The organism is Phaeospirillum tilakii (assembly GCF_042683125.1).
GTDB lineage: Bacteria > Pseudomonadota > Alphaproteobacteria > Rhodospirillales > Magnetospirillaceae > Phaeospirillum > Phaeospirillum tilakii.
The window spans coordinates 1-24,790 of sequence record NZ_JBHUIY010000013.1 but is presented as its reverse complement, the minus strand read 5'-3'; the positions used below and the strand labels follow the sequence as shown (position 1 = coordinate 24,790).

Genomic DNA, 24,790 nt, shown 5'->3' with positions numbered 1-24,790 from the left:
GGTATAGAACGAAGGTAGTAATTTTTTTCTTATCCCCGGCCGGATCCCCTTGCGGCGGGTGCGAGGCGCAATCACTTCTTTATTAATTGGAGCGATGATAGACAGCAGGCGAACCCCCTGCTGCGCAAAGAGAGGAGACTCCTCCATGCGTATCGAACCCATCCCGGAACACCTGGTGTTCACCGTCAGCATGATCCTGGCGCTCAACGGCCTCAACCTGTTCACCGCCCCCGCCTCGGCGATCGAGAACGCGGTGCAACGAGCGGAATCGATGATCCGCGCCGGCCGGAGCTGTTGACGACACCGCCCCGCCCTCATTGATGAAATCAAAGGGGGTCCGGGGCATCGCCCCGGTCGGGTGCGGGCGGAAGCCCGCCAAACTCACTGCCGACGAAAGCGTTCGCAGTCGCGGGCGTGATCGGCGAGGAAATGGGCCAGATCGGCGCGCGGCCCGCCGCCGAGCAGCAGGGCCAGCCGGACCGGGCGTTGATGCCCGGCCCCGGCGGCCAGGGTGAAGAACGGCAAGGCATTGTCCGGGGTCAGCACGAACGGAGCGCGGCCGTCACGCAGCAGCAGGTAATTGATCAGCAGCACCCCGGTCCGGTGGTTGCCTTCGACGAACAATTGCGGCTGGTGGATGATTTCGAGGAACAGGCCGGCGGCGAGGCTCCACACCTCCTGACCCCGGTTGCGCTTGTACCATTCGACCAGGGTGCCGATGCCGCCGCCGCCCTGCTGGCTGTAGAAGCGTTCGCGTGTCGCGGCGAGATGGCCCTGATGGGCCGCCCGCGCCGCCGGGTCGGGGCCGCACAGCACCAGGGCGTTGAGGTCGAGCAGGGATTCCGAATGGCCGGGGCTGAACGGGTCGAGTCCCTCGGCCAGCCAAGCCTCGATCAGACGGTAGCCGTCGATCATGTTGGCGATCACCCCGTCCTCGACCGGTTCGAGGTGGCTGCCCAGCACCGCGTTGATGCGGTCGATGTCGGCCTGGAACGCCCGCAGCGCCCGTTCGATCGCGGCGTAATTGAGCCCGGCCCCGGCCGGGTCGGGCCGTTCCCTCCGCTGCTCGCTCTGCGTCTGCCCGCTCATCGCCGCTGTTGTTCCTGACCGCGCTCTCTGGGGTAGATGGGGGGCGGGCCGCCGTTTGCCATCCCCGGCGGCCCGAAGATGTTCAACCGAAGCGGTTGCTGCGCGGGAAGCCGTTGGGCGGCAGCCGGCCGACCGAGGCGCGCTTGCCCAGCCACAGGGTCAGGTCGGTCTCGGTGCGGGTGCGCTCGCCCAGGCTCCAGCTCAGGCCGTCGGCCAGGGTGAACAGCTTGATGTCGGCGGTGCCGCCGTCGCGGTACTTCTGGAGGATCACCCCGCGTCCCCGGGTCATGTCCGGGATCTCGTCCAGCTTGAACACCAGCAGCTTGCGGTTGTCGCCGAGGATCGCCACCGCGTCGCCGGCCACCGGCAGGCAGAAGCGGGCGCGTTCGCCCTCGGCCACGCTCAGCACGCTCTTGCCGGCGCGGGTCTGGGCCACCACGTCGTTTTCCTGGACGATGAAGCCGCGCCCGCCGTCGCTGGCCAGCAGCAGGCGGCGGCCGGGCTGGTGGACCATCACGGTGACGATCTCGGCCTCGGGGGCGAGGTCGATCATCAGCCGGATCGGCTCGCCCTGGCCGCGCCCGGACGGCAGCCGGTCGCCGGACAGGGTGAAGAAGCGCCCGTCCGAGGCCAGCACCAGGATCTTGTCGGTGGTCCAGGTCGGCAGAGCGAGGCGGAACTGGTCGCCTTCCTTGAATTTCAGCCCGTCGGCATTGTCGACATGGCCCTTCAGCGCCCGCACCCAGCCCATTTCCGACAGCACCAGGGTGATCGGCTCGCGCTCGATGCAGGCCTCGGGGGGGACCTCCAGCGCCACCGGGGCCTCGGCCAGCTCGGTGCGGCGGCGGCCGAGCGCGGTGGCGCCGCCGAACGCCTTGCGGGTCTCGGCGATCTCCTTGCCGATCGCCTTCCAGCATTTCTTCGGATCGGCCAGCAGCGCTTCCAGCCCGGCCTTCTCCTTCGACAGGGCGTCATGCTCGCGGCGGATCTCGATTTCCTGCAACTTGTTGAGGCTGCGCAGCCGCATGTTGAGGATCGCCTCGGCCTGGATCTCGGTCAGGCGGAACCGCTTGATCAGCGCCGCCTTGGGATCGTCGGCGGTGCGGATCAGGTGGATCACCGTGTCGAGGTCGGCATAGACGGCGAGGAAGCCGTCGAGCACCTCCAGCCGGTGGGCGATCTTGTCGAGGCGGAAGCGCGAGCGGCGCTCCAGCACCTCCAGCCGGTGGGCGAGGAAGGCGGCCAGCACCTCCTTGAGATCCATCACCCGCGGCACCGACTGGGCGTCGAGCACGTTCATGTTGAGGGGAACGCGGACCTCAAGGTCGGTCTGGCGGAACAATTGCTCCATCACCAGCGCCGGCTCGACGGTGCGGTTGCGCGGCTCCAGCACGAGGCGGACATCCTCGGCGGATTCGTCGCGGATGTCGCCCAGCAGCGGCAGTTTCTTTTCGCCCAGCAGCTCGGCGATCCGCTCGATCAGCTTGGCCTTCTGGATCTGGTAGGGGATCTCGGTGACGATGATCTGGTAGAGGCCGTGCGACAGCTTCTCGACCGTCCAGCGGGCGCGCAGGCGGAAACCGCCCTTGCCGGTGCGGTAGGCCTCGGCGATCGCGGCGCGGTCCTCGACCAGCACCCCGCCGGTGGGAAAGTCCGGCCCCGGCATCCGCGCCACCAGATCGTCCACCGCGCAATCGGGATGGGCGATCAGCCAGTCGAGCGCGTCGCAGATCTCGCCGACATTGTGGGGGGGAATGCTGGTGGCCATGCCGACCGCGATGCCGGCGGCGCCGTTGGCGAGCAGGTTAGGAAAGGCCGCCGGCATCACCACCGGCTCTTCCTCGCTGCCGTCATAGGTCGGGCGGAAATCGACCGCGTCCTGGTCGAGCCCTTCCATCAGCGCCATCGCCACCGGGGTCAGCTTGGCCTCGGTGTAACGCATCGCCGCCGCGTTATCGCCGTCGATGTTGCCGAAATTGCCCTGGCCCTCGACCAGCGGATAACGCACCGCGAAATCCTGCGCCAGCCGGACCATGGTGTCATAGACGGCGACGTCGCCATGGGGGTGGTACTTACCGATCACGTCGCCGACGACGCGGGCGCATTTCTTGAAGCCGCCCTCGGGGTCGAGCTTCAACTGGCGCATCGCGTAAAGCAGGCGGCGATGCACCGGCTTCAGCCCGTCGCGCACGTCGGGCAGCGAGCGCGAGACGATGGTGGACATCGCATAGGCGAGATAGCGCTCGCCCAGCGCTTCGGCCAGCGGCGTCGGCCGGATCTCTCCGGTCGGGGCGGGGGCGGCGTGTTTCGGCATCAAGTTCCTCGGCGTAGTCAGAACAAAAACAACAACAGTGGGCGCTGCCCACACCCGCCAGGGGCCGTAAGGCCCCTGGACCCCGTTCCCTTTTAAAAGCGATCGACCAGGCGGGCGCGGGCGGGGGGAAGCGGGCCGGCATGGCGGTCGAGAAAATAACCGGTCAGGCGCAGGGCGTCACGGATCTCCGCCACAGAGCCTTCGCCGCCCCGGGTCAAAAACGGCGGCAGCGGCAGCAGGCGATCGCGCCAGGGCTCCCCCGCCGCCCGCGACACCGCGCGGCCGGTGCGGGGGCTGACATAGGCGAGGTCCTCGACCGTGCCACTGACGGCACAGGCCGACAGGTCGAGACCGAAGCCAAGATCGCGCAGCAGCGCCAGTTCGAAATGAACATAGACGCTGGCCCAGGATTCGGCCGGCAGGGCATCGAGCAAGGCGGCCAGGGCGGCGAAGGCGGCGGGCTGAGGCGCCCGCTCCGGCAGGGTCCGCTCGGCCAGGGCACACCCGGCGGCGAGGGCCGCCAGCCGCCCGGCATCGCCCAGCGCGGCGGCGGCATGGGCGGTCACCAATTCGACCTTGAGCGTCCCCATCTGCTCAGGCAGCCGAGCCCGCCACCACAACCGAACCCGATTGCCGACCTGCACCACCCCGCGCCGTTCGCGGGAGGCGATGCCATGCACCAGCCCGACGACCCGCCCATGCCCTTGGGTCAGACAACTGACGATCCCGGCATGCTCCCCGTGCCGGCGTACCGCGAGCAACAGGGCTTCGTCGTCCCATTCCATGCCGCCTCCGCCCAAGCTGAAAGACGCCGGGGGCGCATTCCCACCGAAGCAGGTCCAGGAGCCGCTGGCTCCTGGCGGGTGCGGGCAGAGCCCGCATTGTTTTTACCGTCAAACGTCGTAATCGAGCCCGATTTCCGAATAGGAATCGCGCTTTTCGCTCCAGTCTTCCCGCACCTTGACATGCAGGAACAGATGGATTCGCCGCTCCAGCAGCTCTTCCAGCTCGGCCCGCGCCGCCGCCCCGATCGCCTTGATCTGGCGCCCGCCCTTGCCGAGGACGATGGCCTTCTGACTGTCGCGCTCGACATAGATCACCTGATCGATGCGGGCGGAGCCGTCCTCGCGCTCCTGCCAGCGTTCGCTTTCGACGTGCAGCGAATAAGGCAATTCCTGATACAGCGCCAGAAACGCCTTCTCGCGGGTAATCTCCGCCGCCAGCAGCCGCTGGGGCAGATCGGAGACCTGATCCTCGGGGAACATCCACGGCCCCGGCGCGACCAGCCCGGCCAGATGGGTCAGCAGATCGCCCACCCCGTCCCCGGTCAGCGCGCTGACCATGAACACCGCCGAGAACAGCCCCTCGGCATGCAGGTCGGCGGTCAGGCTCAGCAGCTTGTCGCGGCGGATCAGATCGATCTTGTTGAGCACCAGCACCACCTGCCGCCCGGCTTCCTTGAGCTGGGCGATGATGGCGCGGGTGTCGTCGTCGAGGCCGCGCTGGGCATCGACCACCAGACAGACATGCTCGGCATCGGCGGCGCCGGTCCAGGCGGCGGCGACCATCGCCCGCTCCAGCCGCTTGCGCGGCTGGAAGATGCCGGGGGTGTCGGCCAGGATCACCTGGGCGGCGCCGACCAGGGCGATGCCGAGGACGCGGAAGCGGGTGGTCTGGACCTTGGGCGACACGATCGACACCTTGGTGCCGACCAGGGCGTTGACCAGGGTCGATTTACCGGCATTGGGGGCCCCGACCACGGCGACGAAGCCGCAGCGCGGCGTCTCGCCGCCAGCGGGGGCCACGTCGGTCGGCGGGGTCTCACACTCACTCATTCCATCACCTTCTTCAACAAAGCGGCGGCGGCGGCCTGCTCGGCCACCCGCTTCGACGGGCCGCGGCCGCTGGCCTCGGCCAGCCCGGCGACCACGACCGCCACCTCGAACACCGGATCGTGCGGCGGGCCTTCCGCCGCCACCACCCGATAGGCCGGCAGGGCGCGGCCGCGCCCCTGGGCCCATTCCTGCAACGCGGTCTTGGCGTCCTTGGGGGGCGCCGCCGTCTCTTCCATCTGTTCCGACCACTGGCCGCGCACGAAGGCGGCGGCGACCTCGTAGCCGGCATCGGCGAACAGCGCGCCGATCACCGCCTCGCAGGCATCGGCGAGGATGCCCTGGTTGCTGCGGCCGCCGGCCTCCTCGTCGCCCCGGGCCATCGCCAGATGGGGGCCGAGGCCGATCCGCTCGGCGACGCGGGCCACCGCCTCGCGCCGGACCAGGGCGGTGAAGCGCCGGGCCAGCGCCCCTTCCGGCTCGTCAGGATAGCGCCGGAACAGCATGTCGGCCACCACCAGACCGAGGACGCGGTCGCCGAGGAATTCCAGCCGCTCGTAATCGGGCTGGCGGCCCTTGCCGCGCCGGCCGTGATCGACGCTGGGATGGGTCAGGGCCTGGGTCAGCAGGTCGGGGCGGGCGAAGCGATGGCCCAGCGCCGCCGACAGGGGATGATCGGGCTGCATCGGCGCTACTCGATCTTCTGGAACAGGCGGGAATAGCGGATGCCCCACGGCCAGCGCCACACTTCCCACAGCGCGGCGCTGCCGTCGCCGGAGAAGAACAGGATCTCGGCGCGGCCGACCAGATTCTCGGCCGGGACGTAGCCGACCTCGGTCAGGAAGCGCGAATCCGCCGAATTGTCGCGGTTGTCGCCCATCATGAAGTAATGGCCGGGCGGGACGACATATTCCATCGTGTTGTCGGCCGGGCCGTTGTCGCCGAGGAACTCGATGATGCGGTGCTGGCGGCCGTTGGGCAGGGTCTCGATGTACTGGGGGGCGCGGATGATGTTGCCGTCGCGGTCGCGGTCGATGAAATCCTCGATCCGGTCGCGCTTGACCGGGGCGCCGTTGATGTGGAGCAGGCCGTTGATCACCTGGACGCGGTCGCCGGGCAGGCCGATCACCCGCTTGATGTAATCGACCTTGTTTTCGGTCGGCTTTTTGAACACCACCACGTCGCCGCGCTCGGGCACCCGCTCGAACAGCCGGCCGCCGCTGGGGCCAAGGCCGAACGGCATCGAATAGCGCGAATAGCCGTAGGCGTATTTCGACACGAACAGATAATCGCCGATCAGCAGCGACGGAATCATCGAGCCGGAGGGAATGTTGAACGGCTCGAAGGCGACGGTGCGGATCACGGCGGCGATCAGCATCGCGTAGATGATGGTCCGGATCGTCTCGACCATCCCGCTGGATTTGCCTCTGGACATCAAACAAACCGCCTAAAGCTTTGAAGAAAGAGGACGAACCGGTCGGATCGCCCCAAATCGGCCGCGCCGATCAAGCCAGCAGCCGACCGGCAAGTCAAGCCGCGTGGATGCCGGGGACCCGAACGGGGGCCGGCTGCGGGGCTGCCGCCCCGGTCTCCGCCCGAGGCGATGCCTCGGACTCCCTTTTCTTTCGGGCATGGTCAGGCGGGGACGGCGGAGAGAATCACCGTCGCCTCGGCCAGCGGGAATTCGTCGGTCATGGCGAGGTCGATCCGGGCGGCGTGGCCGGGCGGAACAAGCGCGGCCAGCCGGGCGGCGGCGCCGCCGGTCAGGGCGAGGCCAGGACGGCCGGCGCCGAGATCGACCACCCCGATGTCGCGCCAGAACACCCCCTCGGCGAAGCCGGTGCCGAGCGCCTTGGCACAGGCCTCCTTGGCGGCGTAACGCTTGGCGTAGGTGGCGGCGCGCAGGGATTCGGTGCGGGCCTCGGCGCGGGCGCGCTCGACCGGGGTGAACACCCGGTCGAGGAAGCGGTCGCCGAAGCGGGCGATCGAGCGTTCGATCCGGCGGATGTCGATCAGGTCGTTGCCGAGGCCAAGGATCACCGCGCCGGCTCCACCGGCAGCGGCCGCACCGCGTCCATCAGCCCGCGCATCCGGCCGATCGCGGCGTCAAGCCCGGTGAACACCGCCTCGCCGATCAGAAAATGGCCGATGTTGAGTTCGGTGATGGTCGCGATCGCCGCCACCGGCAGCACGGTATCGAAACCGAGGCCGTGGCCGGCATGGCATTCGAGCCCGAGCGCCTCGGCATGGGCGGCGGCGCGCACCACCCGTTGGAGTTCGGCCTCGCGCGCCGGGCCGGCGGCGGCGTTGCAATAGGCGCCGGTATGCAGCTCGACCACCGGGGCGCCGATGGCGCGGGCGGCGTCGAGCTGGACCGGCTCGGGCTCGACGAACATCGACACGCGGATGCCGGCGGCGATCAGGGGGGCGAGCAGTTCGCGCAGCGCCTCGCGCCGGCCGGCGACGTCGAGTCCGCCCTCGGTGGTGCGCTCCTCGCGCCGTTCGGGCACCACGCACACCGCGTGCGGCCTCAGCCGGGCGGCGATCGCCACCATTTCCGGGGTGGCGGCCATCTCCATGTTGAGCGGCAGGGCGATCTCGGCGCGCAGGCGTTCGATGTCGCGGTCGGTGATGTGGCGGCGATCCTCGCGCAGATGGGCGGTGATGCCGTCGGCCCCGGCGCGGGCGGCGGCGGCGGCGGCGCGCACCGGATCGGGATGGGCGCCGCCGCGCGCGTTGCGCAGGGTGGCGACGTGATCGATGTTGACGCCGAGGCGAAGACGACGGGGGGTCATCTCGGGCAAAGCTCCAGTCGGGGATAGGAACGGAAACGGCGGGGCGGGGGCGGGGCTCAGTTGCGGGCGCGCTCGACCGAGCTGATGGTCGGGGTGGCGCGCAGGGCGGCGATGACGTTGGTCAGGTGTTTGACGTCCCGCACCTCGATGTCGATGATCATCTCGAAGAAATCGTTGGTCCGGTTGGTGATCTTGAGGTTGGTGATGTTGCCCATGTTCTTGGCGATCACGGTCGAGACCGCGCCGAGCGCCCCGGGTTCGTTGGTGACGACCAGATCGATCCGGCCGACATGGGCCTTGTCGTCGGCATCGTCCCAGGCGACGTCAAGCCAGCGTTCGGGCTGATCGACGAATTGTTCGAGATTTTCGCAATCGATGGTGTGGATCGTCACGCCGCGGCCGGTGGCGACGATACCGACGATGCGGTCGCCGGGCAAGGGGTGGCAACAGCCGGCGAAATGCATCGCCATGCCGGGGATCAGCCCCTTGATCGGCATCGCCCCGGCCTTGTCGCGGCGCTCGGGCGGGCGGCCCTTCAGCGCGACGACATTGTCGGGACGGAGCTGGGCCGCCTTGGCCTTCAGCTCGGGGAACACCGAGACCAGCACCTCGCGCGCCGACAGCAGGCCCTCGCCCACCATCGCCACCAGATCCTCGACCGTGGCGGCCTTGTGGATCTTCAGCACCCCGTCGAGCGCCTTGTCGGTGGCGTCGTAGCCTTCCTGGCGGAAGGCGCGGGCCAGCATGCCGCGCCCCAGCTCGACATATTGGGTGCGCTGCTGGGTGCGGACGAAGCGGCGGATGCGGGCGCGGGCCTTGCCGGTGACGACGAAGCGTTCCCAGGTCGGGTTGGGGGTCTGCGCCTTCGAGGTGATGATCTCGACCTGATCGCCGTTCTGAAGCTCGGTCCGGAGCGGCAGGATGCGGCCGTTGACCTTGGCGCCGACGCAGGTGTCGCCGATCTGGGAATGGACGGCATAGGCGAAATCGACCGCGCAGGCCCCGCGCGGCAGGGCGATCAGGTCGCCCTTGGGGGTGAAGCAGAACACCTGATCCTGGAACATCTCGAGCTTGGTGTGCTCAAGGAATTCCTCGGGGTTCGAGGCGTGTTCGAGGATGTCGAGCAGCTCGCGCAGCCAGCGGTACTGGCGGCCGTCGGTCGGCTTGGCCGAGCCCTCGCGCTTGTATTTCCAGTGGGCGGCGACGCCGAGTTCCGACACCTCGTGCATCTCGTGGGTGCGGATCTGGATCTCGATCCGCTGGCGCTCGGGCCCGAATACCCCGGTATGCAGCGAGCGGTAGCCGTTGGGCTTGGGGACCGAGATGTAGTCCTTGAAGCGGTTGGGCACCATCGGATATTTCGAATGGATCACCCCCAGCGCGCGGTAGCAATCCTCGACCCCGTCCACCCCGACGCGGAAGGCCATGATGTCGGACAATTGCTCGAAGCCGACATTCTTGCGCTGCATCTTCTGCCAGATCGAGTAGGGGGTCTTTTCCCGCCCCGACACGGTGGCGTTGATCCCGGCCTCGGTCAGGATCTTGCGCAGTTCCTCCAGGATGCGGCCGATCAGGTCGCCGCCCTGCTCGCGCAGGAAGCCGAGCCGCGCCACGATCGAGGCGCGCGCGTCGGGATGAAGCTCGGTGAAGGCGAGATCCTCCAGCTCCATCTTGATTTCCTGCATGCCGATGCGCTCGGCCAGCGGGGCGTAGATCTCCATCGTCTCAAGCGCGATGCGGCGGCGCTTGTCGGGGTTCTTGATGTAATGCAGCGTCCGCATGTTGTGCATGCGGTCGGCCAGCTTGACCAGCAGGACCCGGATGTCCTCGCTCATCGCCAGCACCAGCTTGCGCAGATTCTCGGCCTGCTTGTTGTGGTCGGATTGCAGCTCGATCCGGTTGAGCTTGGTGACGCCATCGACCAGCCGGGCGATCTCGGCCCCGAACAGGCGTTCGATCTCCTCCAGCGTCGCCGGGGTGTCCTCGACGGTGTCGTGCAGCAGGGCGGTGATGATCGAGGCGAAATCGAGCCGGTAGCGGGTCAGGATGCCGGCGACTTCGATTGGATGCGAGAAGTAGGGATCGCCCGAGGCCCGCAATTGCGAGCCATGCATCTTCATCGCGTAAACATAGGCACGGTTGATCGCATCCTCGTCCGCGGCGGGATCGTAGGACTTGACACGTTCCACCAGTTCGAACTGGCGCATCATGCTGGGGCAGACTCCTTGCGCGGCCGGTCGGGCGACACCACCTCTGGCCCAAGTTTGACCGCCGCGGCGGCGGCGGAAAAGAGGAAACCGCGCAACCCGGCCCCCTTTTTTCACATCCCGTGCGTTGACATGGGACGGCGGTAAGGAATTATTGCAGACTTTCGGGCAGATTGGGCTACCACCCGTCTAAGCGCAAGCGGGGGACCAGGGGAAATCCATGTTCGCGATCATCGGCATCATCGTGATCTTCGTCAGCGTGATCGGCGGATACGCCGCGCCTGGCGGTCACCTCGACGTGCTGTTCCAGCCGTTCGAATGGGTCATCATCATCGGCGCCGCCGTCGGCTCGATGCTGATCGGCAACCCCAAATCCATCATCACCGGCATCGCCGCCAACATCGCCTTGATCTTCAAGGGGCCGCATCACGGCAAGGACGATTACCTTGAGATGCTGTCGATGATGTACGCGGTGTTCAAGCTGGCCAAGACCAAGGGCGATCTGGCGCTCGAAAGCCACGTCGAAAAACCCGACGAAAGCCCGCTGTTCGCCAAGTTCCCCAAGTTCAACGGCGACCACCACATCCGCACCTTCCTGTGCGACTATCTGCGGCTGCTGACCCTCGGCACCAGCAACGCCCACGAGCTTGAGACCATCATCGACGGCGAGCTTGAGGCCCACCACAAGCACTACCACGAGATTTCCCACGCCGTGAACCTGATGTCCGACGCGATGCCCGCCCTCGGCATCGTCGCCGCGGTGCTCGGCGTGATCCACACCATGGGCTCGATCACCGAGCCGCCCGAGGTGCTGGGCCACCTGATCGGCGCCGCGCTGGTCGGGACCTTCTCGGGCGTGCTGATCTCCTACGGCTTCGTCGCCCCGATCGCCCGCAACATGCAGTTGTGTTTCGATTCGGACCACTATTATCTGCTGGCGCTCAAGCATGGGCTGCTCGGCCACATGCAGGGCTACGCCCCGCAGGTGTCGATCGAATTCGCCCGCAAGATCCTGCCCGACGAACTGCGCCCGACCTTCCAGGAACTGGAAGAGACGGTGACCAACCTGCCGCCCGACTGACCGGTCGCCCTCCCCTCCTCCCCCTCCCCCCCGATAGAGGCACGCGACCATGGCCGAAAGCGGCGGCAACCCGATCATCATCAAGCGGATCAAGAAAGGCGGCGCCGGCCATCACGGCGGCGCCTGGAAGGTCGCCTACGCCGATTTCGTCACCGCGATGATGGCGTTCTTCCTGCTGCTGTGGCTGCTCAACGCCGTCACCGAGGAGCAATTGACCGGGGTGTCGAACTATTTCGCCCCGACCATGGCCTCGGACAGCACCAACGGCGCCGGCGGGGTGCTGGGCGGCCAGACCATCGGCGAGGGCGCCCAGGTCAACCAGACCTCCTCCCCGGCCCTGGTCCAGTCGCTGCCGCCCTCCTCGCTCAGCCAGGACGGCAACGACCTCTCCACCCCGGTCGAGCCCCAGGCCAGCCCCGACCAGCCCGGCAGCCCCGGCAGCGAGCAGGGCCAGCAGGGTCAGGGCCAGCAGGGCACGATCAGCGAGGAGCAGTTCAAGGAAACCATGGCCAAGCGCGAGCAGCAGCGTTTCGACAAGGCCAAGGAAGTGTTGCAGAACGCGGTCAAGGGCATCCCCGAGCTGAAGCAGTTCCAGGGCAGCATGCTGGTTGACAACACCCCCGAGGGGCTGCGGATCCAGATCACCGACCAGGAGGGGCTGGCGATGTTCCCCTCGGGCTCCAGCGCCCCCTATGGCCACACCCGCGCCATGCTCGACATGGTGGCGCGGGTGATCAAGCAATTGCCCGACAACCGCATCTCGATCTCCGGCAACACCGACGCGGTGCCGTTCCGCGATCCCTCCGGCTACACCAACTGGGAATTGTCGGCCGACCGCGCCCTCGCCTCGCGCCGGATCCTGGTCGCCGCCGGGGTGCCGGAAAACCGCATCGACCGCGTCGTCGGCCGCGCCGACCAGGACCCGCTCGACGCCAAGGATCCCAAGGCGGTGCGCAACCGCCGCATCAGCATCATCCTGCTGCGCGACAGCGATCTCGGCCCGACCGACTCGAAGACCCTGTCGGTGCCGATGACCCGGGGGAGCAAGCCCTGACCGAGCCGCGTCCCCTGCCCGGGCCGCTGCCGGACCGGCTGGCCTGGGACGATCCGTGGCGGTACCCGATTTACTATCTCGGCGTGACCCCGCGCCGGGTTTATGCTTACTGTCTCGATCTGGCGGTGGTCGGGCTGCTGTGGCTGATGGCCCTGGTCGCCGCCGTGATCGTCGGCGCCCTCAGTTTCGGCCTGCTGTGGCCGCTGCTGGCGGTGCTGCTCGGGCTGGTGCCGCTGGCCTATCACGTCGTCACCGTCGCCGGGCCGCGCGCCGCCACCTTCGGCATGCGCATCGCCGGCCTCCGGGTGATGTCGGTGCGGCCGGGCGCCGAGGCCAACGCCGGCCATCCCGCCTGGTGGCAGGCGCTGGCCCATGGCGCCGGGTTCTATCTGTCGGTCGCCGTCACCGGCAGCCTGATTTTGCTGGTGACGCTGTTCAATCCCCGCCGCCGCGCCCTGCATGACTGGCTGGCCGGGGTGGTGGTGGTCAACGATCCGGCCGGCTGGCGCTGAGCGCCGTTCCGGCGGTTTTTGACCGCTCCCCCCAGACGAAGGTTTGCAGCGGCGCCGGGGATCCCCATATCGGGGTCAGCGGGCCGACGATCCCGGCGGCGCCAAGGCAGTCCCCGCGTGGGAAGAGGATCGCTTTCCGGAATCGAGACGATGGATCATTTCCCTCTCAAGCGACCACATTTCTTCTTCACCACCGCGCCGCTGCCCTGCCCCTACGTGGCCGGGCGGCTGGAGCGCAAGATCGTCACCGAGCTGAACGGCCCCGACGCCGACGGCCTGCACGAGGCGCTGTCGCGCGCCGGCTTCCGCCGCAGCCACTCGATCGCCTACACCCCGGCCTGCCCCGGCTGCGCCGCCTGCATCCCGGTGCGGATCGTCGCCGACCGCTTCACCCCCAGCCGCACCATGCGCCGCATCGCCCGCGCCAACGCCGAGCTGGTCGCCCGCAAGGTCCCCGCCCGCGCCACCGCCGAGCAATACCGCCTGTTCGCCCGCTACCAGGAATCCCGCCATGCCGGCGGCGACATGGCCCTGATGGGGTTCTACGATTACCGCTCGATGGTCGAGGACAGCCCGGTCGATACCTTCCTGATCGAGTTCCGCCAGCCCGACGGCACCCTGGTCGCCACCTGCCTCGCCGACCGGATGCGCGACGGGCTGTCCGCCGTCTACAGCTTCTTCGATCCCGATCTGCACCACCGCAGCCTCGGCACCCAGGTGGTGCTGTGGCTGATCGAACGCTCGCGCGAAATCGGGCTGCCCTACGTCTATCTCGGCTACTGGATCGCCGACAGCCGCAAGATGTCCTACAAGGCCCGCTTCCAGCCGCTCGAAGCCTTCGGGCCGGAGGGATGGCACGCCTTCGAGCCCGCGCCGCCGCCGGCCGCCACCCTCGACTGAGGAAACTTCGGCACGCCGAGCCAAGGGGCGGGGCGCCCCTTGGCGATCCCCGCCCGAGGGCCGAAGGCCCTCGACCCAATTAGCGGCGCGAGGGGGTGAGGCCGAGCAGCAGCCAGGTCGCCAGGGCGAACAGGGCAATCTGGCAGGCCATCGGCAGGGCGGTGCCGTCGTGGATCAGGCCGGACAAGGCGCCGGCGAGCGCGCCGATCAGGAATTGTAGGATGCCGAGCAGGGCCGAGGCGGCCCCGGCGGCGGTCGGGAACGGCTGCATCGTCATCGCGGTGACGATCGGGAACAGCAGGCCAAGGTTCGACAGGCTGACCAGCAGCAGGGCGAAGAACAGCGGAAAGCCGCCCCAGCCGGTCCAGGCGCAGGCCACCAGCCCGAATCCGCCCGCCACCGCCACCAGACTCGCCAGCCGCAGCAGCGGCGCGGCGGCGCGGTGCTGCAACAGCCAGCGGCTGGCCAGCGCGCCGCCATACAGCACCAGCGACACCGCTCCGAACAGCAGGCCGAACCGGCCCGGCGGCACGCCATAGACGGTGATGAACACCAGCGACGAGCTGGTGATGTAGCTGAACAGCATCCCGAACGAACAGCCCAGCGCCAGCGCCGGGGCCAGGAAGGCGCGCCGGCTCAGCACCCAGGCGTAGGTGCGCAGCAGCCCGGCCGCCGGACGGGTGGCGGCGGGGGACAGCGTCTCCGGCACCAAGGCGGCGGTCAGGACGAAGCTGGCGGCGCCGATCGCGGCGATCGACCAGAAGATCGGCCGCCACCCCACCGCCTCGAACAGCAGCCCGCCCAGCACCGGCGCCACCACCGGGGCGATCCCGCCGATCAGCATGGTCAGGGCGTAGAAGCGCGCCGCCTCGGCCTCCTCGAACAGGTCGCGCACGATCGCGCGCGGCACCACCGACCCGGCCGAGCCCGCCACCCCCATCACGAAGCGGGCCGCCAGCAGCAGTTCAATCGAGTCGGTCAGGGCGCACAGGATCGAGGACAGGGTGAACAGCAGGCAGCCGGCCAGCAGGGGCAGGCGGCGGCCGATCCGGTCGGCCAGACTGCCCCACAGCACCTGTCCCGCCGCCAGCCCGAGCAGGAACACCGCCAGCGTCATCTGCACCGTGCCGACCGGGCAGGACAGCTCGGCGGCGATGGCGGGAAAGGCCGGCAGATACATGTCGATCGCGAACGGACCGAACGCCGAGGCCAGCCCCAGCGCCCAGGCCAGCCGCACCGGATCGGGCGCCGGGCCCCCCACCGTGGTCTGCGTCACCGGATCCCCTTTCCCCGCGATGGCCGGAGGCGGCATTATAGCCGGCCCCCGCCCGCCGCCAACCCCGCCGGAGCCCGATGAACGCCCCCGCCGTCACCGACTGGCACGCCCACTGGATCCCGCCCGAGGCGCTGGCGCTGCTGGCCGGCCGCGCCACCCCGCCCTGCCTGATCCGCGACGGCGCCGCCCGCCGCCTGCGCCTGCCCGACGGCCGCGCCCCGGCGGTCAAGGAGGCCCAGCTCGACCTCGACGCCCGCCGCGCCGCGCTCGACCAGGCCGGGATCGACCGGCAAGTGCTGTCGCTGGCGGTGATCGCCGGGATCTTCCCCGCCGCCCTGCCGCCGGACCTCGAACAGGCGGTGGCCGAGGCGACCAATCGCGGCTTCGCCCGCCTTGCCCGCGAATCCGGCGGCCGCTTCGGCGGGCTCGCTTTGCTGCCGACCGCCGACCCCGACCGGGCGGCGCGGCTGCTGGCGATCGCGGTGGAGGAGCAGGGGCTGGAGGGCGGCATGCTGCCGGCCGACGCCTTCGCCGACGATGCCACCGCCGACCGCTTTCGCCCGGTGCTGGCGGCGGCCCACCGCCTGCGCACCCAGCTCTTCGTCCATCCCGGCCCGATCTCCGGCCGCCCCTGGCCGGCGGGCGGCGACGACCCGCTGGCGATGATCCGCCGCCGCGCGGTCGGGTTCCAGGACAGCCTGACCGCCGCCGCGATCACGCTGGATTACACCGGCCTGCTTGATCCCTACCCCGAGGCGCGGATCCGCCTCGCCAACCTCGCCGGCACCCTGCCGCTGCTGGTGGAACGGATCGCCCTGACGGCGGAACGGATGGGCCTGCCGCCGTCACGCGCCGACGGCCGCCCGCGCCACATCCTGGCCGATACCGCCTCGTTCGGCGCGGCTTCGCTGACCCTGGCCGCCCGCACCCTCGGCGCCGACCGGCTGGTGTTCGGCAGCGACTGCCCGGCGCTGACCCTCGACCCGGCCCGCGCCGCCGTCGCCGGGGCCGACCTCACCGCGACCGAGCGCGATACCCTGCTGCGGGGGGAGGCTCTCGCCTGAGCGCCAAGGGGCGCGCCCCTTGGCAATCCCGCGAAGGGCCACCGGCCCTTCACCCGTGGGATCCAAGGGCCTTGCGGCCCTTGGCGGGGGTGCGGGGGCGGCGCCCCCGCGTTTCAGGCCTTGGGGGCGACCTCGGCCCAGACCTTCTCGGCGATGGCGCGATAGGCCCGCGCGTGGGGGCCGTCGGGCTGGGCCAGCACGATCGGATTCCCCTCGTCGCCGCCCTGGCGGATGGCGATGTCGAGCGGCACCTCGCCCAGGAACGGCACGCCCAGGCGTTCGGCCTCGGCCCGCGCCCCGCCATGGCCGAACAGATGGGCCTCGTGGCCGCAGTTGGGACAGACGTAGCTGCTCATGTTCTCGACGATGCCGAGCACCGGCACCTCGACCTTGCGGAACATCACCAGCGCCTTGGCGGCGTCGATCAGCGCGAGGTCCTGCGGGGTCGAGACGATCACCGCCCCGGCCAGCCGGGCGCGCTGGGCCAGGGTCAGCTGGGTGTCGCCGGTGCCGGGGGGCAGATCGACCACCAGCACGTCGAGCGGACCCCAGGCGACGTCGCGCATCAATTGCTCGACCGCGCCGGCAACCATCGGGCCGCGCCACACCACCGGGGCGTCGGGCGGCACCAGGAAGCCGAGCGACATGCAGGCCAGCCCGTGGCGGTAAACCGGCTGGAGCGCCGCCGCCTCTTCCGGCTGGCCCTCGATCCCCAGCATCAGCGGCAGCGACGGCCCGAACAGATCGGCGTCGAGCAGGCCGGTGGCCAGCCCCATCGCCCGGAAGCTCAGCGCCAGATTGACGGCGGTGGTCGATTTGCCGACCCCGCCCTTGCCCGAGGCCACCGCGATCACCGCGCCGATCTGGCCGAGCAGCCGGGGCGGCGCCGCCGGCTCGGCCGGGGCGGCGCGCTCGGCGGTCAGCACCGCCGTCACCGCGACGATTCCGGGCACGGCGCGCACCGCCGCCTCGGCCGCGGCGCGCAGCTGTTCCAGCGCGGGGGCGGTTTCGGGGGTGGCGGCCAGGGTGAAGGCGACCTTGCCGCCGCGCAGGCTGAGCCCACCGACCCGGCCGCTGGCGACGATGTCGCCGCCGCCATCGGGATCGGCCAGGGTGGCGAGGGCGCGCAGGATCTGGGCTTCGGTCGGGTCGGCCATGACGTCTCCGGTACAGGGGGAAGGCCCGCCGGGGCGGGCCAAGGCTGCCGGGGCGGCCCGCCCCGACCCGTCAGATATGCCACCCGCGACCGGCGTTGCAAAGACCCCGGCCGACCGCGCCGGGGCGCCCGCCCCCGGTCCCCGCCCGACTTTTCCGGGCCGAGCCGCGTTGCACCTTGCGGAATCCTCCCCTATCTTCCCCCGGAAAGGGAGCCGGCTCCGGCCGCGCCCCCCTTCTGGTTCGACCCAGCCGGCGGCCGGCGCGGCGGTGACGGCGCCCGGCCCGACTTTGGCGCAGAAGAGGATAACTGGATGGCTTGGAATCCGCGCGGCGGCGATGGCGGCGGCCCCTGGGGCAGCGGCGGGGGCAGCGGAGGCGACGGCGGCGGCCCGTGGGGCCGTCCCGGCGGCGGCCCGGGCGGTGGTCAGGGCCCCGACATCGACGAGTTCATCCGCCGTGGCCAGGAGATGCTGCGCCGCGCCATGCCGGGCGGCGGCTTCGGCGGCCGGGGCGTCGCCACCCTGGCGGTGCTGGCGGCGCTGGCCGCCTGGGCCGCCACCGGCATCTACAAGGTCAGCCCCGACGAGCAGGGCGTGGTGCTGCGCTTCGGCAAGTGGATCGACACCACCGAGCCCGGGCTGCATTACCGCCTGCCCTACCCGATCGACAGCGTGCTGCTGCCCAAGGTCACCAAGGTCAACCAGCTCCAGATCGGCTACCGCTCGGCCGGCGATCCCCGCATCGAGCGCACCGCGATCAGCCGCAACGTCCCCGAGGAAAGCCGGATGCTGACCGGCGACGAGAACATCGTCGAGGCCGATGCCGCCGTGTTCTGGCGGATCAAGGACGCCGGCAAGTTCCTGTTCAGCGTGCGCGACCCCGAGATCACCGTCCGTCTCGCCGCCGAAAGCAGCCTGCGCGAGGCGATCGCCCGCAACCCGATCCAGGCCGCCCTGTCCGACAAGCGCGAGCTGATCGCCCTTCAGGCCCAGCAGGAACTGCAACGCCTGCTCGACAGCTTCGACGCCGGCATCGAGATCCAGCAGGTCCAGTTGCAGAAGGTCGATCCCCCCGCCGCGGTGATCGACGCCTTCAACGACGTCCAGCGCGCCCGCGCCGACCAGGAACGCGCCCGCAACGAGGCCGAGGCCTACCGCAACGACATCATTCCCCGCGCCCGCGGCGAGGCCGAACGGCTGGTCCAGGAGGCCCAGGCCTATCGCGAGCAGGTGGTCAACCTCGCCCAGGGTGACGCCAAGCGCTTCCTCGCCGTGCTCGGCGCCTACAAGCAGGCGGAGGACGTCACCGCGCGCCGCCTCTACATCGAGACCATGGAGGAGGTGGTGAAGAAATCGACCCGGATCGTGATCGACCCGGCCGCGCGCGGCGCCCAGGGGGTGGTTCCCTACCTGCCGCTGCCTGAGCTGAAGAAGGGAGGCGCGAAATGATCCGCGCCCTGCCCTACGCCGCCGCCGCCGCGATCCTGGCGCTGATCCTCGCCGCCTCGTCGCTGTTCGTGGTCGATCAGACCGAGCAGGCCCTGGTGCTGCGCTTCGGCGCCCACCGCGCCACCATCAAGGATCCCGGCCTGCACGTCAAAATCCCGTTCATCGAGGACGTGGTCCGCTACGACAACCGGCTGCTGTCGCTCGATCCGCCCGACGAGCAGATCATCCTCGGCGACCAGAAGCGCATCGTGGTCGATACCTTCACCCGCTTCCGCATCGCCGACCCGCTGAAGTTCTATCAGGCGGTGCGCAGCGAGAGCCAGGCCCGCACCCAGTTGTCCCAGATCGTCTCCTCGGCGATGCGGCGGGTGCTCGGTCAGGTGATGCTGCCCTCGCTGCTGTCGGACGAGCGTTCCGGCATCATGGGCCAGATCGAGAAGGAGGTGGCCGAACGCGCCAGCCGTGAACTCGGCCTCCAGATCGTCGATGTCCGCCTGCGCCGGGCCGACCTGCCGGAGGAAACCAGCCAGTCGATCTACGACCGGATGAAGTCCGAACGCGAGCGGCAGGCCAAGGAGGCCCGCGCCCAGGGCTATGAATGGTCGCAGCAGATCCGCGCCCGCGCCGAACGCGAGCGCACCGTGCTGCTGGCCGAGGCGCAGCGTCAGGCCCAGATTGAGCGCGGCCAGGGCGACGCCGAAGCCAACCGGGTCTATGCCGAGGCGTTCGGCAAGGATCCGCGCTTCTTCAACCTCTATCGCTCGCTCCAGGCCTATCGGGACTCGCTCGGCGACGGCAACACCACCCTGGTGCTGTCGCCCGACAGCGAGTTCCTGCGCGTGCTCAACGCCGGGCCGGGCGGGGCGCGCCAGTAAGCCGGACCGGCGGCGCGGCCCCGGCCGCGCCGCCGTGCCCCGTCACGTCCGTTCGGGCCGGCCCGTCGGTTTTCCGCGTCCCTTTTCAGGAGGGTTTCGACCGGTGTTCATCTCCCGCCCTTCCCCCACCGCCGCCCGCCCGGGCCGGCTCGCGCCGCTGGCGCTGGCGCTGTTCGGCCTGGTGGTGCTGCTGCTGCCGGGGGCCGCCCCGGCCGCCCCGGTACCGGACAGCTTCGCCAATCTGGCGGAAAAGCTGCTGCCCAGCGTGGTCAACATCTCCACCACCCAGACCGTGCGCAATCCGCACGGGGCGATGGAAATGCCGCAATTCCCGCCCGGCTCGCCGTTCGAGGAATTCTTCCGCGACTTCATGGAACGCCAGCAGGGCGGCGACGACCGCCCGCACAAGGCCAATTCGCTCGGCTCGGGCTTCATCATCGACCCGGCCGGCTACATCGTCACCAACAACCACGTCATCGCCGACGCCGACGAGATCAGCGTCAAGCTGCATGACGACAGCGTGTTCCAGGCCACCGTGGTCGGCCGCGACCCCAAGGTCGATCTGGCCCTGCTGAAGATCGATCCGGGCAAGAAGACCCTGGTCCCGGTCGCCTTCGGCAATTCCGACGAGGCCCGGGTGGGCGACTGGGTGCTGGCGATCGGCAATCCGTTCGGCTTCGGCGGCACCGTCACCACCGGCATCGTCTCGGCCCGCGCCCGCGACATCAACGCCGGCCCCTACGACGATTTCATCCAGACCGACGCCCCGATCAACCGGGGCAATTCCGGCGGGCCGATGTTCAACATGAAGGGCGAGGTGATCGGCATCAACGCGGCGATCATCTCCCCCTCGGGCGGCTCGATCGGGATCGGCTTCGCCATCCCCAGCGCGCTGGCCACCCCGGTGATCGACGATCTGCGCAAGTACGGCAAGGTCCATCGCGGCTGGCTGGGGGTGCGGATCCAGTCGCTCGACGCCGACATGGCCGAGGCGATGGGCCTGCCGGATTCGCACGGGGCGCTGGTGGCCTCGGTCGATCCGAACGGCCCGGGCCAGAAGGCCGGGCTCAAGAACGGCGACGTGGTGCTGCGCTTCGACGACCGCGACATCCCCGAGATGCGGCGCCTGCCGCGCGTGGTGGCCGCCACCCCGATCGGCAAGAAGGTCGAGATGGTGGTGTGGCGTGACGGCAAGAAGGTGACGCTGGGCGCCACCGTCGGCGAGATGCCCGAGGATCCGGCCGAGAAGCTGGCCCGGACCAAGGGCGGCAAGGACAAGCCGGCCCAGCCGCGCGAGGGCAGCCAGGCGATCCCCGGCACCGGCCTGACCGTGGCCACCCTGACCCCGCCCCTGCGCGAACGCTTCGGGCTGGGCGAGGATTCGAACGGGGTGGTGGTAACGGAGATCAAGGGCGACAGCGCGGCAGCCGAGAAGGGCCTGCGCCCGGGCGACCTGATCATCGAGGCCGACCACAAGCCGATCCGCGCCCCGCAGGAGCTGGCCAAGGCGGTCGAGGACGGCCGTCGCGCCAACCAGCGTTCGCTGCTGCTGCGGGTCGAGAACCCTCAGCAACTGCGCTACATCGCCCTGCCGCTGGGCGAAGCCAAGCGGTAACGGCCGTCACCGGCGGGCTGCCGCCCGCCAACCCGCCCGGGGCGATGCCTCCGGACCTCCCTTTTTTTTCAAAAAAGAAGGGGGGCCGGGGCCTCGCCCCGGGCGGGTGCGGGCGGCAGCCCGCCGCTTTGCCACCACACCCCCCTTCCGTTGTTGCGCTTGACGCGAGGACCCGTTTCGCGGCCAATCTGCACTGCAACATCCAACCAGAACCGGGAGACCTTCATGCCCACCTTCGTTCCGCCGGTCCGCGACATGCAGTTCGTCATCGAGGAGATCGGCGCGCTCGACCGCATCGCCGCGCTGCCCGGCTATGGCGAGGCGACCCGCGATCTGGTGGCGGCGGTGCTGGAGGAAGCCGGCCGCTTCGGCGCCGGCGAGCTGGCCCCGCTCAACCCGGTCGGCGATCGCCAGGGCTGCCGGCTCGACGCCGGCAAGGTCCGTCTGCCCGACGGCTTCGCCACCGCCTATGCCCGCTTCGTCGAGGGCGGCTGGAACGCCGTCGCCTTCGATCCCGAATTCGGCGGCCAGGGCCTGCCCTGGCTGGTCGCCACCGCCGTGCAGGAGGTCTGGCACGCCGCCAACATGGCGTTCGGTCTGATCCCGATGCTGACCCAGGGCGCGGTCGAGCTGCTGTCGCTCCATGGCGACCCCGATCAGAAGGCCCTGCTGTTGCCCAAGCTGGTCAGCGGCGAATGGACCGGGACGATGAACCTCACCGAACCCGGCGCCGGTTCCGACCTCGGCGCCCTGCGCACCCGCGCGGTCCGGGACGGCGACCACTACCGCATCACCGGCCAGAAGATCTTCATCACCGCCGGCGAACATGACGCCGCCGCCAACATCGTCCATCTGGTGCTGGCCCGCCTGCCCGACGCGCCCCCCGGCCCGAAGGGGATCTCGCTGTTCGTGGTGCCGAAATTCCTGGTCAACGCCGATGGCAGCCTGGGCAAGCGCAACGACGTCACCTGCCTCAAGCTCGAACACAAGCTCGGCATCCATGGCAGCCCGACCTGCGTGATGGCCTTCGGCGAGGACGAGGGGGCGATCGGCACCCTGGTCGGGCGCGAGAACCAGGGCCTCGCTTTGATGTTCACCATGATGAACAACGCCCGCCTCGCCGTCGGCCTTCAGGGCGTCGCCGTCGCCGAGCGCGCCGCCCAGAAGGCGGTCGCCTATGCCCGCGAGCGGGTGCAGGGGGTCGCCCCCGGCCGCGACGCCCCCGGCCCGATCCTGCACCATCCCGACGTCCGGCGGATGCTGATGACCCAGCGCGCCCTGACCGAGGCCGGCCGCGCCCTGACCTATTTCACCGCCGCCCAGCTCGACCTCGCCCGCCACGCCCCCGACAAGGCCGAGCGCGCCGCCGCCCACGCGCTGGTCGATCTGCTGATCCCGGTGGTCAAGGGCTGGGCCACCGCCAACGGCGTCACCGTCGCCGATCTCGCCGTCCAGGTGTTCGGCGGCATGGGCTATGTCGAGGAATCCGGCGTCGCCCAGCATCTGCGCGATGCCCGCATCGCCCCGATCTACGAGGGCACCAACGGCATCCAGGCAATGGACCTGATCGGCCGCAAGCTGATCCGCGACCAGGGCGCGGCGATGGACGCCCTGCTCGCCGCGATCGACACGACCCTGGCCGAACTGGCCGCCCGGCCCGACGACGCCGACCTCGCCCCGGTCCGGCACGGTCTCGCCGCCGGTCGCGCCGCCCTGGCCGACAGCGTCGCCCTGATCCTGCGCGCGCAGGCCGGCGACCCCGCCTTCGCCGGGGCGGTGGCGACGCCGTTCCTCGACCTGACCGGGGTGGTGGCCGGCGGCTGGATGGCGGCGCGGATGGCGCTGGCCGCCACCCGCCGCCTCGCCGAGGGGGCCGAGGACCAGGCCTTCCTCGCCGCCAAGCGCACCACCGCCCGCTTCTACGCCGAGCAGATCCTGCCCCGCGCCGGCGGGCTGGCGGCGATGGTCGCCGCCGGCGCCGCCAGCGTCACCGCCCTGCCGGCCGACCTGTTCTGAGCCGCCCGGCCGCTTTCTCCCCCCGCCGCAAGGCGGGGGTGAGTTTCGCTGTTCGCCGTCGCGGGGGATGTCTATAATCCCCCGCGATGTCGCAAATCACACGCTATATTCTGCGCCAGCTCGCGGTGGGGATGCTGTTCGTCTCCCTCGCGCTGGCGGCCATCCTCTGGTTGACCCAGTCGTTGCGATTCATCGAGATGATCGTCAACAAGGGTCTGTCGGTGCTCGCCTTCCTTGAACTGACCCTGATGCTGATGCCGGGCTTCCTGGTGGTGATCCTGCCGGTGTCGCTGTTCGGGGTGGTGCTGTTCACCTACAACCGCCTGATCGCCGACCGCGAACTGGTGGTGCTGCGCGCCGCCGGCCTCAGCCATCTCGCCCTGTCGCGCCCGGCCCTGCTGCTGGCCGGGACGGTGGTCGTGCTCGGCTATCTGCTGACCTGCTGGCTGATCCCGCTGACGGTGCGCGACTTCCACCAGATGCAATGGACCATCCGCAACGACATCGGCACCGTGCTGTTGCAGGAAGGGATGTTCAACAAGTTCGGCGACGGCCTGACCATCTATGTCCGCGCCCGCACCCCGGCCGGCGAGCTGACCGGCATCCTGGTGCATGACCAGCGCAACCCGCGCCGGCCGGTGACGATCATGGCCGAGCGCGGCGCCCTGGTGATGACCCCGACCGGCCCCCGGGTGCTGATGGTCAACGGCAACCGCCAGGAACTGCCGCCCGGCACCGGCCAGCTGTCGCTGCTGCATTTCGACAGCTACACCGTCGATTTCGACACCGCCAAGACGGTCAAGGGCGAACGCTTCCGCGACGCCCGCGAACGCGGACTCGACGAATTGTGGGCGGCCGATCCGAACGAACTGGGGCCGAACGAATATCGCCGCTTCCGGGTCGAGCTGCATTCGCGCCTGACCTCGCCGCTCTACGCCCTCGGCTTCACCCTGGTCGCCTGCGCCATCCTGCTGACCTCGGGCTTCAACCGGCGCGGCCAGATCGCCCCGATCCTGACCGCGGTGGCGGCGATGGTGGGGATCCAGGCGGTCGCCCTCGGCGCCTCCAACCTCGCCACCGGCAATCTGGCCTTCGTGCCGGCGATCTATCTGGCCGCCCTGATCCCGATCGCCGCCGGTGGATGGCAGCTGGTCCGCCCGCCCTGGCCGGTCCGCCGTCCGCGTTCCGTTGTTGCCCCCGTGCCCCCCACCCTGTAGAAGCCGGCCCGAGATCTCCGAGGTGACCTTGTCCCGCCCCCCGCTGCTGCTCGCCCTGCTCGCATCGACCACCGCCCTGACCGGGGTGGCCTGGGCCGATACCGAGTCCGGTCAGGCCTATCCCGAAGTCGGCTCGTGGGGCCAGGCCTGGGGCGACGACGAGGCCGCCCCGTCTTCCGCCGCGCCCGTGCCCGTCGCCCCATCTCCCGTCGCCCCATCTCCCGTCGTCCCGTCTCCCCTCGCCGCGCCGCGCCCGGCCGTCCCCGACGCGCCGCTCGGCAGCCGGCTGCGGCCCGAGGTCGCGGCGGCCCCCGCCCCCCGCGCCGCGCGCACCGCC

The 24,790-nt window shown here is 70.0% G+C and carries 22 protein-coding genes and 1 pseudogene; 12 read left to right on the top strand and 11 right to left on the bottom strand.

Annotated features, from left to right (window positions below; genetic code table 11):
* The first annotated feature begins 145 nt into the window (after nt 1-145).
* On the top strand, nt 146-298 hold the full coding sequence (locus ACFSNB_RS08215) for a hypothetical protein (RefSeq protein ID WP_377315682.1): 153 nt from the start codon (nt 146-148) through the stop codon (nt 296-298).
* A gap of 83 nt (nt 299-381) precedes the next feature.
* On the opposite strand, the gene ACFSNB_RS08210 is transcribed toward ACFSNB_RS08215, so the two are convergent.
* The 9 genes from ACFSNB_RS08210 to ACFSNB_RS08170 form a co-directional block, all read right to left on the bottom strand.
* Nucleotides 382-1,089: a hypothetical protein gene (locus tag ACFSNB_RS08210; protein WP_377315680.1), complete on the bottom strand. Its 708-nt coding sequence runs from the start codon at nt 1,087-1,089 to the stop codon at nt 382-384.
* Nucleotides 1,090-1,171: 82 nt separating this feature from the next.
* On the bottom strand, nt 1,172-3,403 hold the full coding sequence (gene parC, locus ACFSNB_RS08205; protein ID WP_377315679.1) for a DNA topoisomerase IV subunit A: 2,232 nt from the start codon (nt 3,401-3,403) through the stop codon (nt 1,172-1,174).
* 92 nt (nt 3,404-3,495) lie between these two features.
* A complete protein-coding gene (gene recO, locus ACFSNB_RS08200) occupies nt 3,496-4,188 on the bottom strand; it encodes a DNA repair protein RecO (RefSeq protein ID WP_377315677.1) in 693 nt (230 codons plus the stop codon).
* A 108-nt stretch (nt 4,189-4,296) separates the two neighbouring features.
* A complete protein-coding gene (era, locus tag ACFSNB_RS08195) occupies nt 4,297-5,238 on the bottom strand; it encodes a GTPase Era (protein ID WP_377315675.1) in 942 nt (313 codons plus the stop codon).
* Nucleotides 5,235-5,921 carry a ribonuclease III gene (gene rnc, locus ACFSNB_RS08190; protein ID WP_377315673.1) on the bottom strand — a complete coding sequence of 229 codons (687 nt, stop codon included), beginning with the start codon at nt 5,919-5,921 and terminating at the stop codon, nt 5,235-5,237. The genes era and rnc overlap by 4 nt, the downstream gene beginning before the upstream one ends.
* 5 nt (nt 5,922-5,926) lie before the next feature.
* Nucleotides 5,927-6,670, bottom strand: coding sequence for a signal peptidase I (gene lepB / locus ACFSNB_RS08185; protein ID WP_377315672.1), 744 nt, complete (start codon nt 6,668-6,670; stop codon nt 5,927-5,929).
* 200 nt (nt 6,671-6,870) lie between these two features.
* Nucleotides 6,871-7,275: a holo-ACP synthase gene (acpS, locus tag ACFSNB_RS08180; RefSeq protein ID WP_377315671.1), complete on the bottom strand. Its 405-nt coding sequence runs from the start codon at nt 7,273-7,275 to the stop codon at nt 6,871-6,873.
* The gene (locus tag ACFSNB_RS08175; RefSeq protein ID WP_377315670.1) at nt 7,272-8,030 is read right to left on the bottom strand and encodes a pyridoxine 5'-phosphate synthase; all 759 of its coding nucleotides are present in this window, start codon (nt 8,028-8,030) and stop codon (nt 7,272-7,274) included. The genes acpS and ACFSNB_RS08175 overlap by 4 nt, the downstream gene beginning before the upstream one ends.
* A gap of 56 nt (nt 8,031-8,086) precedes the next feature.
* The gene (locus tag ACFSNB_RS08170; protein ID WP_377315669.1) at nt 8,087-10,240 is read right to left on the bottom strand and encodes a RelA/SpoT family protein; all 2,154 of its coding nucleotides are present in this window, start codon (nt 10,238-10,240) and stop codon (nt 8,087-8,089) included.
* A 217-nt stretch (nt 10,241-10,457) separates the two neighbouring features.
* Between ACFSNB_RS08170 and motA the strand changes: the two genes are divergently transcribed.
* The 4 genes from motA to ACFSNB_RS08150 all read left to right on the top strand — a co-directional run bounded on the left by motA (nt 10,458) and on the right by ACFSNB_RS08150 (nt 13,784).
* Nucleotides 10,458-11,318, top strand: a complete 861-nt coding sequence (gene motA / locus ACFSNB_RS08165) for a flagellar motor stator protein MotA (protein WP_377315667.1) — start codon at nt 10,458-10,460, stop codon at nt 11,316-11,318.
* Between the two features lie 49 nt (nt 11,319-11,367).
* Nucleotides 11,368-12,372 (top strand): flagellar motor protein MotB, encoded by a 1,005-nt coding sequence (locus ACFSNB_RS08160; protein WP_377315666.1) that lies wholly within the window; start codon nt 11,368-11,370, stop codon nt 12,370-12,372.
* An 83-nt stretch (nt 12,373-12,455) separates the two neighbouring features.
* Nucleotides 12,456-12,884, top strand: a complete 429-nt coding sequence (locus ACFSNB_RS08155) for an RDD family protein (protein WP_377315664.1) — start codon at nt 12,456-12,458, stop codon at nt 12,882-12,884.
* Between the two features lie 150 nt (nt 12,885-13,034).
* Nucleotides 13,035-13,784, top strand: coding sequence for an arginyltransferase (locus tag ACFSNB_RS08150; protein WP_377315662.1), 750 nt, complete (start codon nt 13,035-13,037; stop codon nt 13,782-13,784).
* Nucleotides 13,785-13,863: 79 nt separating this feature from the next.
* Here the strand turns inward: ACFSNB_RS08150 and ACFSNB_RS08145 are convergent, their stop codons facing one another.
* Nucleotides 13,864-15,060, bottom strand: coding sequence for a multidrug effflux MFS transporter (locus ACFSNB_RS08145; RefSeq protein WP_377315660.1), 1,197 nt, complete (start codon nt 15,058-15,060; stop codon nt 13,864-13,866).
* A 77-nt stretch (nt 15,061-15,137) separates the two neighbouring features.
* On the opposite strand from ACFSNB_RS08145, the gene ACFSNB_RS08140 reads away from it, so the two are divergent.
* On the top strand, nt 15,138-16,124 hold the full coding sequence (locus ACFSNB_RS08140) for an amidohydrolase family protein (protein WP_377315659.1): 987 nt from the start codon (nt 15,138-15,140) through the stop codon (nt 16,122-16,124).
* Nucleotides 16,125-16,237: 113 nt separating this feature from the next.
* On the opposite strand, the gene ACFSNB_RS08135 is transcribed toward ACFSNB_RS08140, so the two are convergent.
* The gene (locus tag ACFSNB_RS08135; RefSeq protein ID WP_377315658.1) at nt 16,238-17,281 is read right to left on the bottom strand and encodes an Mrp/NBP35 family ATP-binding protein; all 1,044 of its coding nucleotides are present in this window, start codon (nt 17,279-17,281) and stop codon (nt 16,238-16,240) included.
* Nucleotides 17,282-17,593: 312 nt separating this feature from the next.
* On the opposite strand from ACFSNB_RS08135, the gene hflK reads away from it, so the two are divergent.
* The 6 genes and pseudogenes from hflK to ACFSNB_RS08105 form a co-directional block, all read left to right on the top strand.
* Nucleotides 17,594-18,730, top strand: a complete 1,137-nt coding sequence (gene hflK, locus ACFSNB_RS08130; protein WP_377315657.1) for an FtsH protease activity modulator HflK — start codon at nt 17,594-17,596, stop codon at nt 18,728-18,730.
* Nucleotides 18,727-19,605 (top strand): protease modulator HflC, encoded by an 879-nt coding sequence (hflC, locus tag ACFSNB_RS08125; protein ID WP_377315656.1) that lies wholly within the window; start codon nt 18,727-18,729, stop codon nt 19,603-19,605. The genes hflK and hflC overlap by 4 nt, the downstream gene beginning before the upstream one ends.
* Nucleotides 19,606-19,708: 103 nt before the next feature.
* Nucleotides 19,709-21,220 (top strand): DegQ family serine endoprotease, encoded by a 1,512-nt coding sequence (locus ACFSNB_RS08120; RefSeq protein ID WP_377315655.1) that lies wholly within the window; start codon nt 19,709-19,711, stop codon nt 21,218-21,220.
* 225 nt (nt 21,221-21,445) lie between these two features.
* On the top strand, nt 21,446-23,236 hold the full coding sequence (locus ACFSNB_RS08115) for an acyl-CoA dehydrogenase (protein ID WP_377315654.1): 1,791 nt from the start codon (nt 21,446-21,448) through the stop codon (nt 23,234-23,236).
* Between the two features lie 86 nt (nt 23,237-23,322).
* Nucleotides 23,323-24,453 (top strand): LPS export ABC transporter permease LptF, encoded by a 1,131-nt coding sequence (lptF, locus tag ACFSNB_RS08110; protein WP_377315653.1) that lies wholly within the window; start codon nt 23,323-23,325, stop codon nt 24,451-24,453.
* Nucleotides 24,454-24,475: 22 nt separating this feature from the next.
* Nucleotides 24,476-24,790: pseudogene (locus ACFSNB_RS08105) on the top strand (hypothetical protein); the annotation flags it as partial.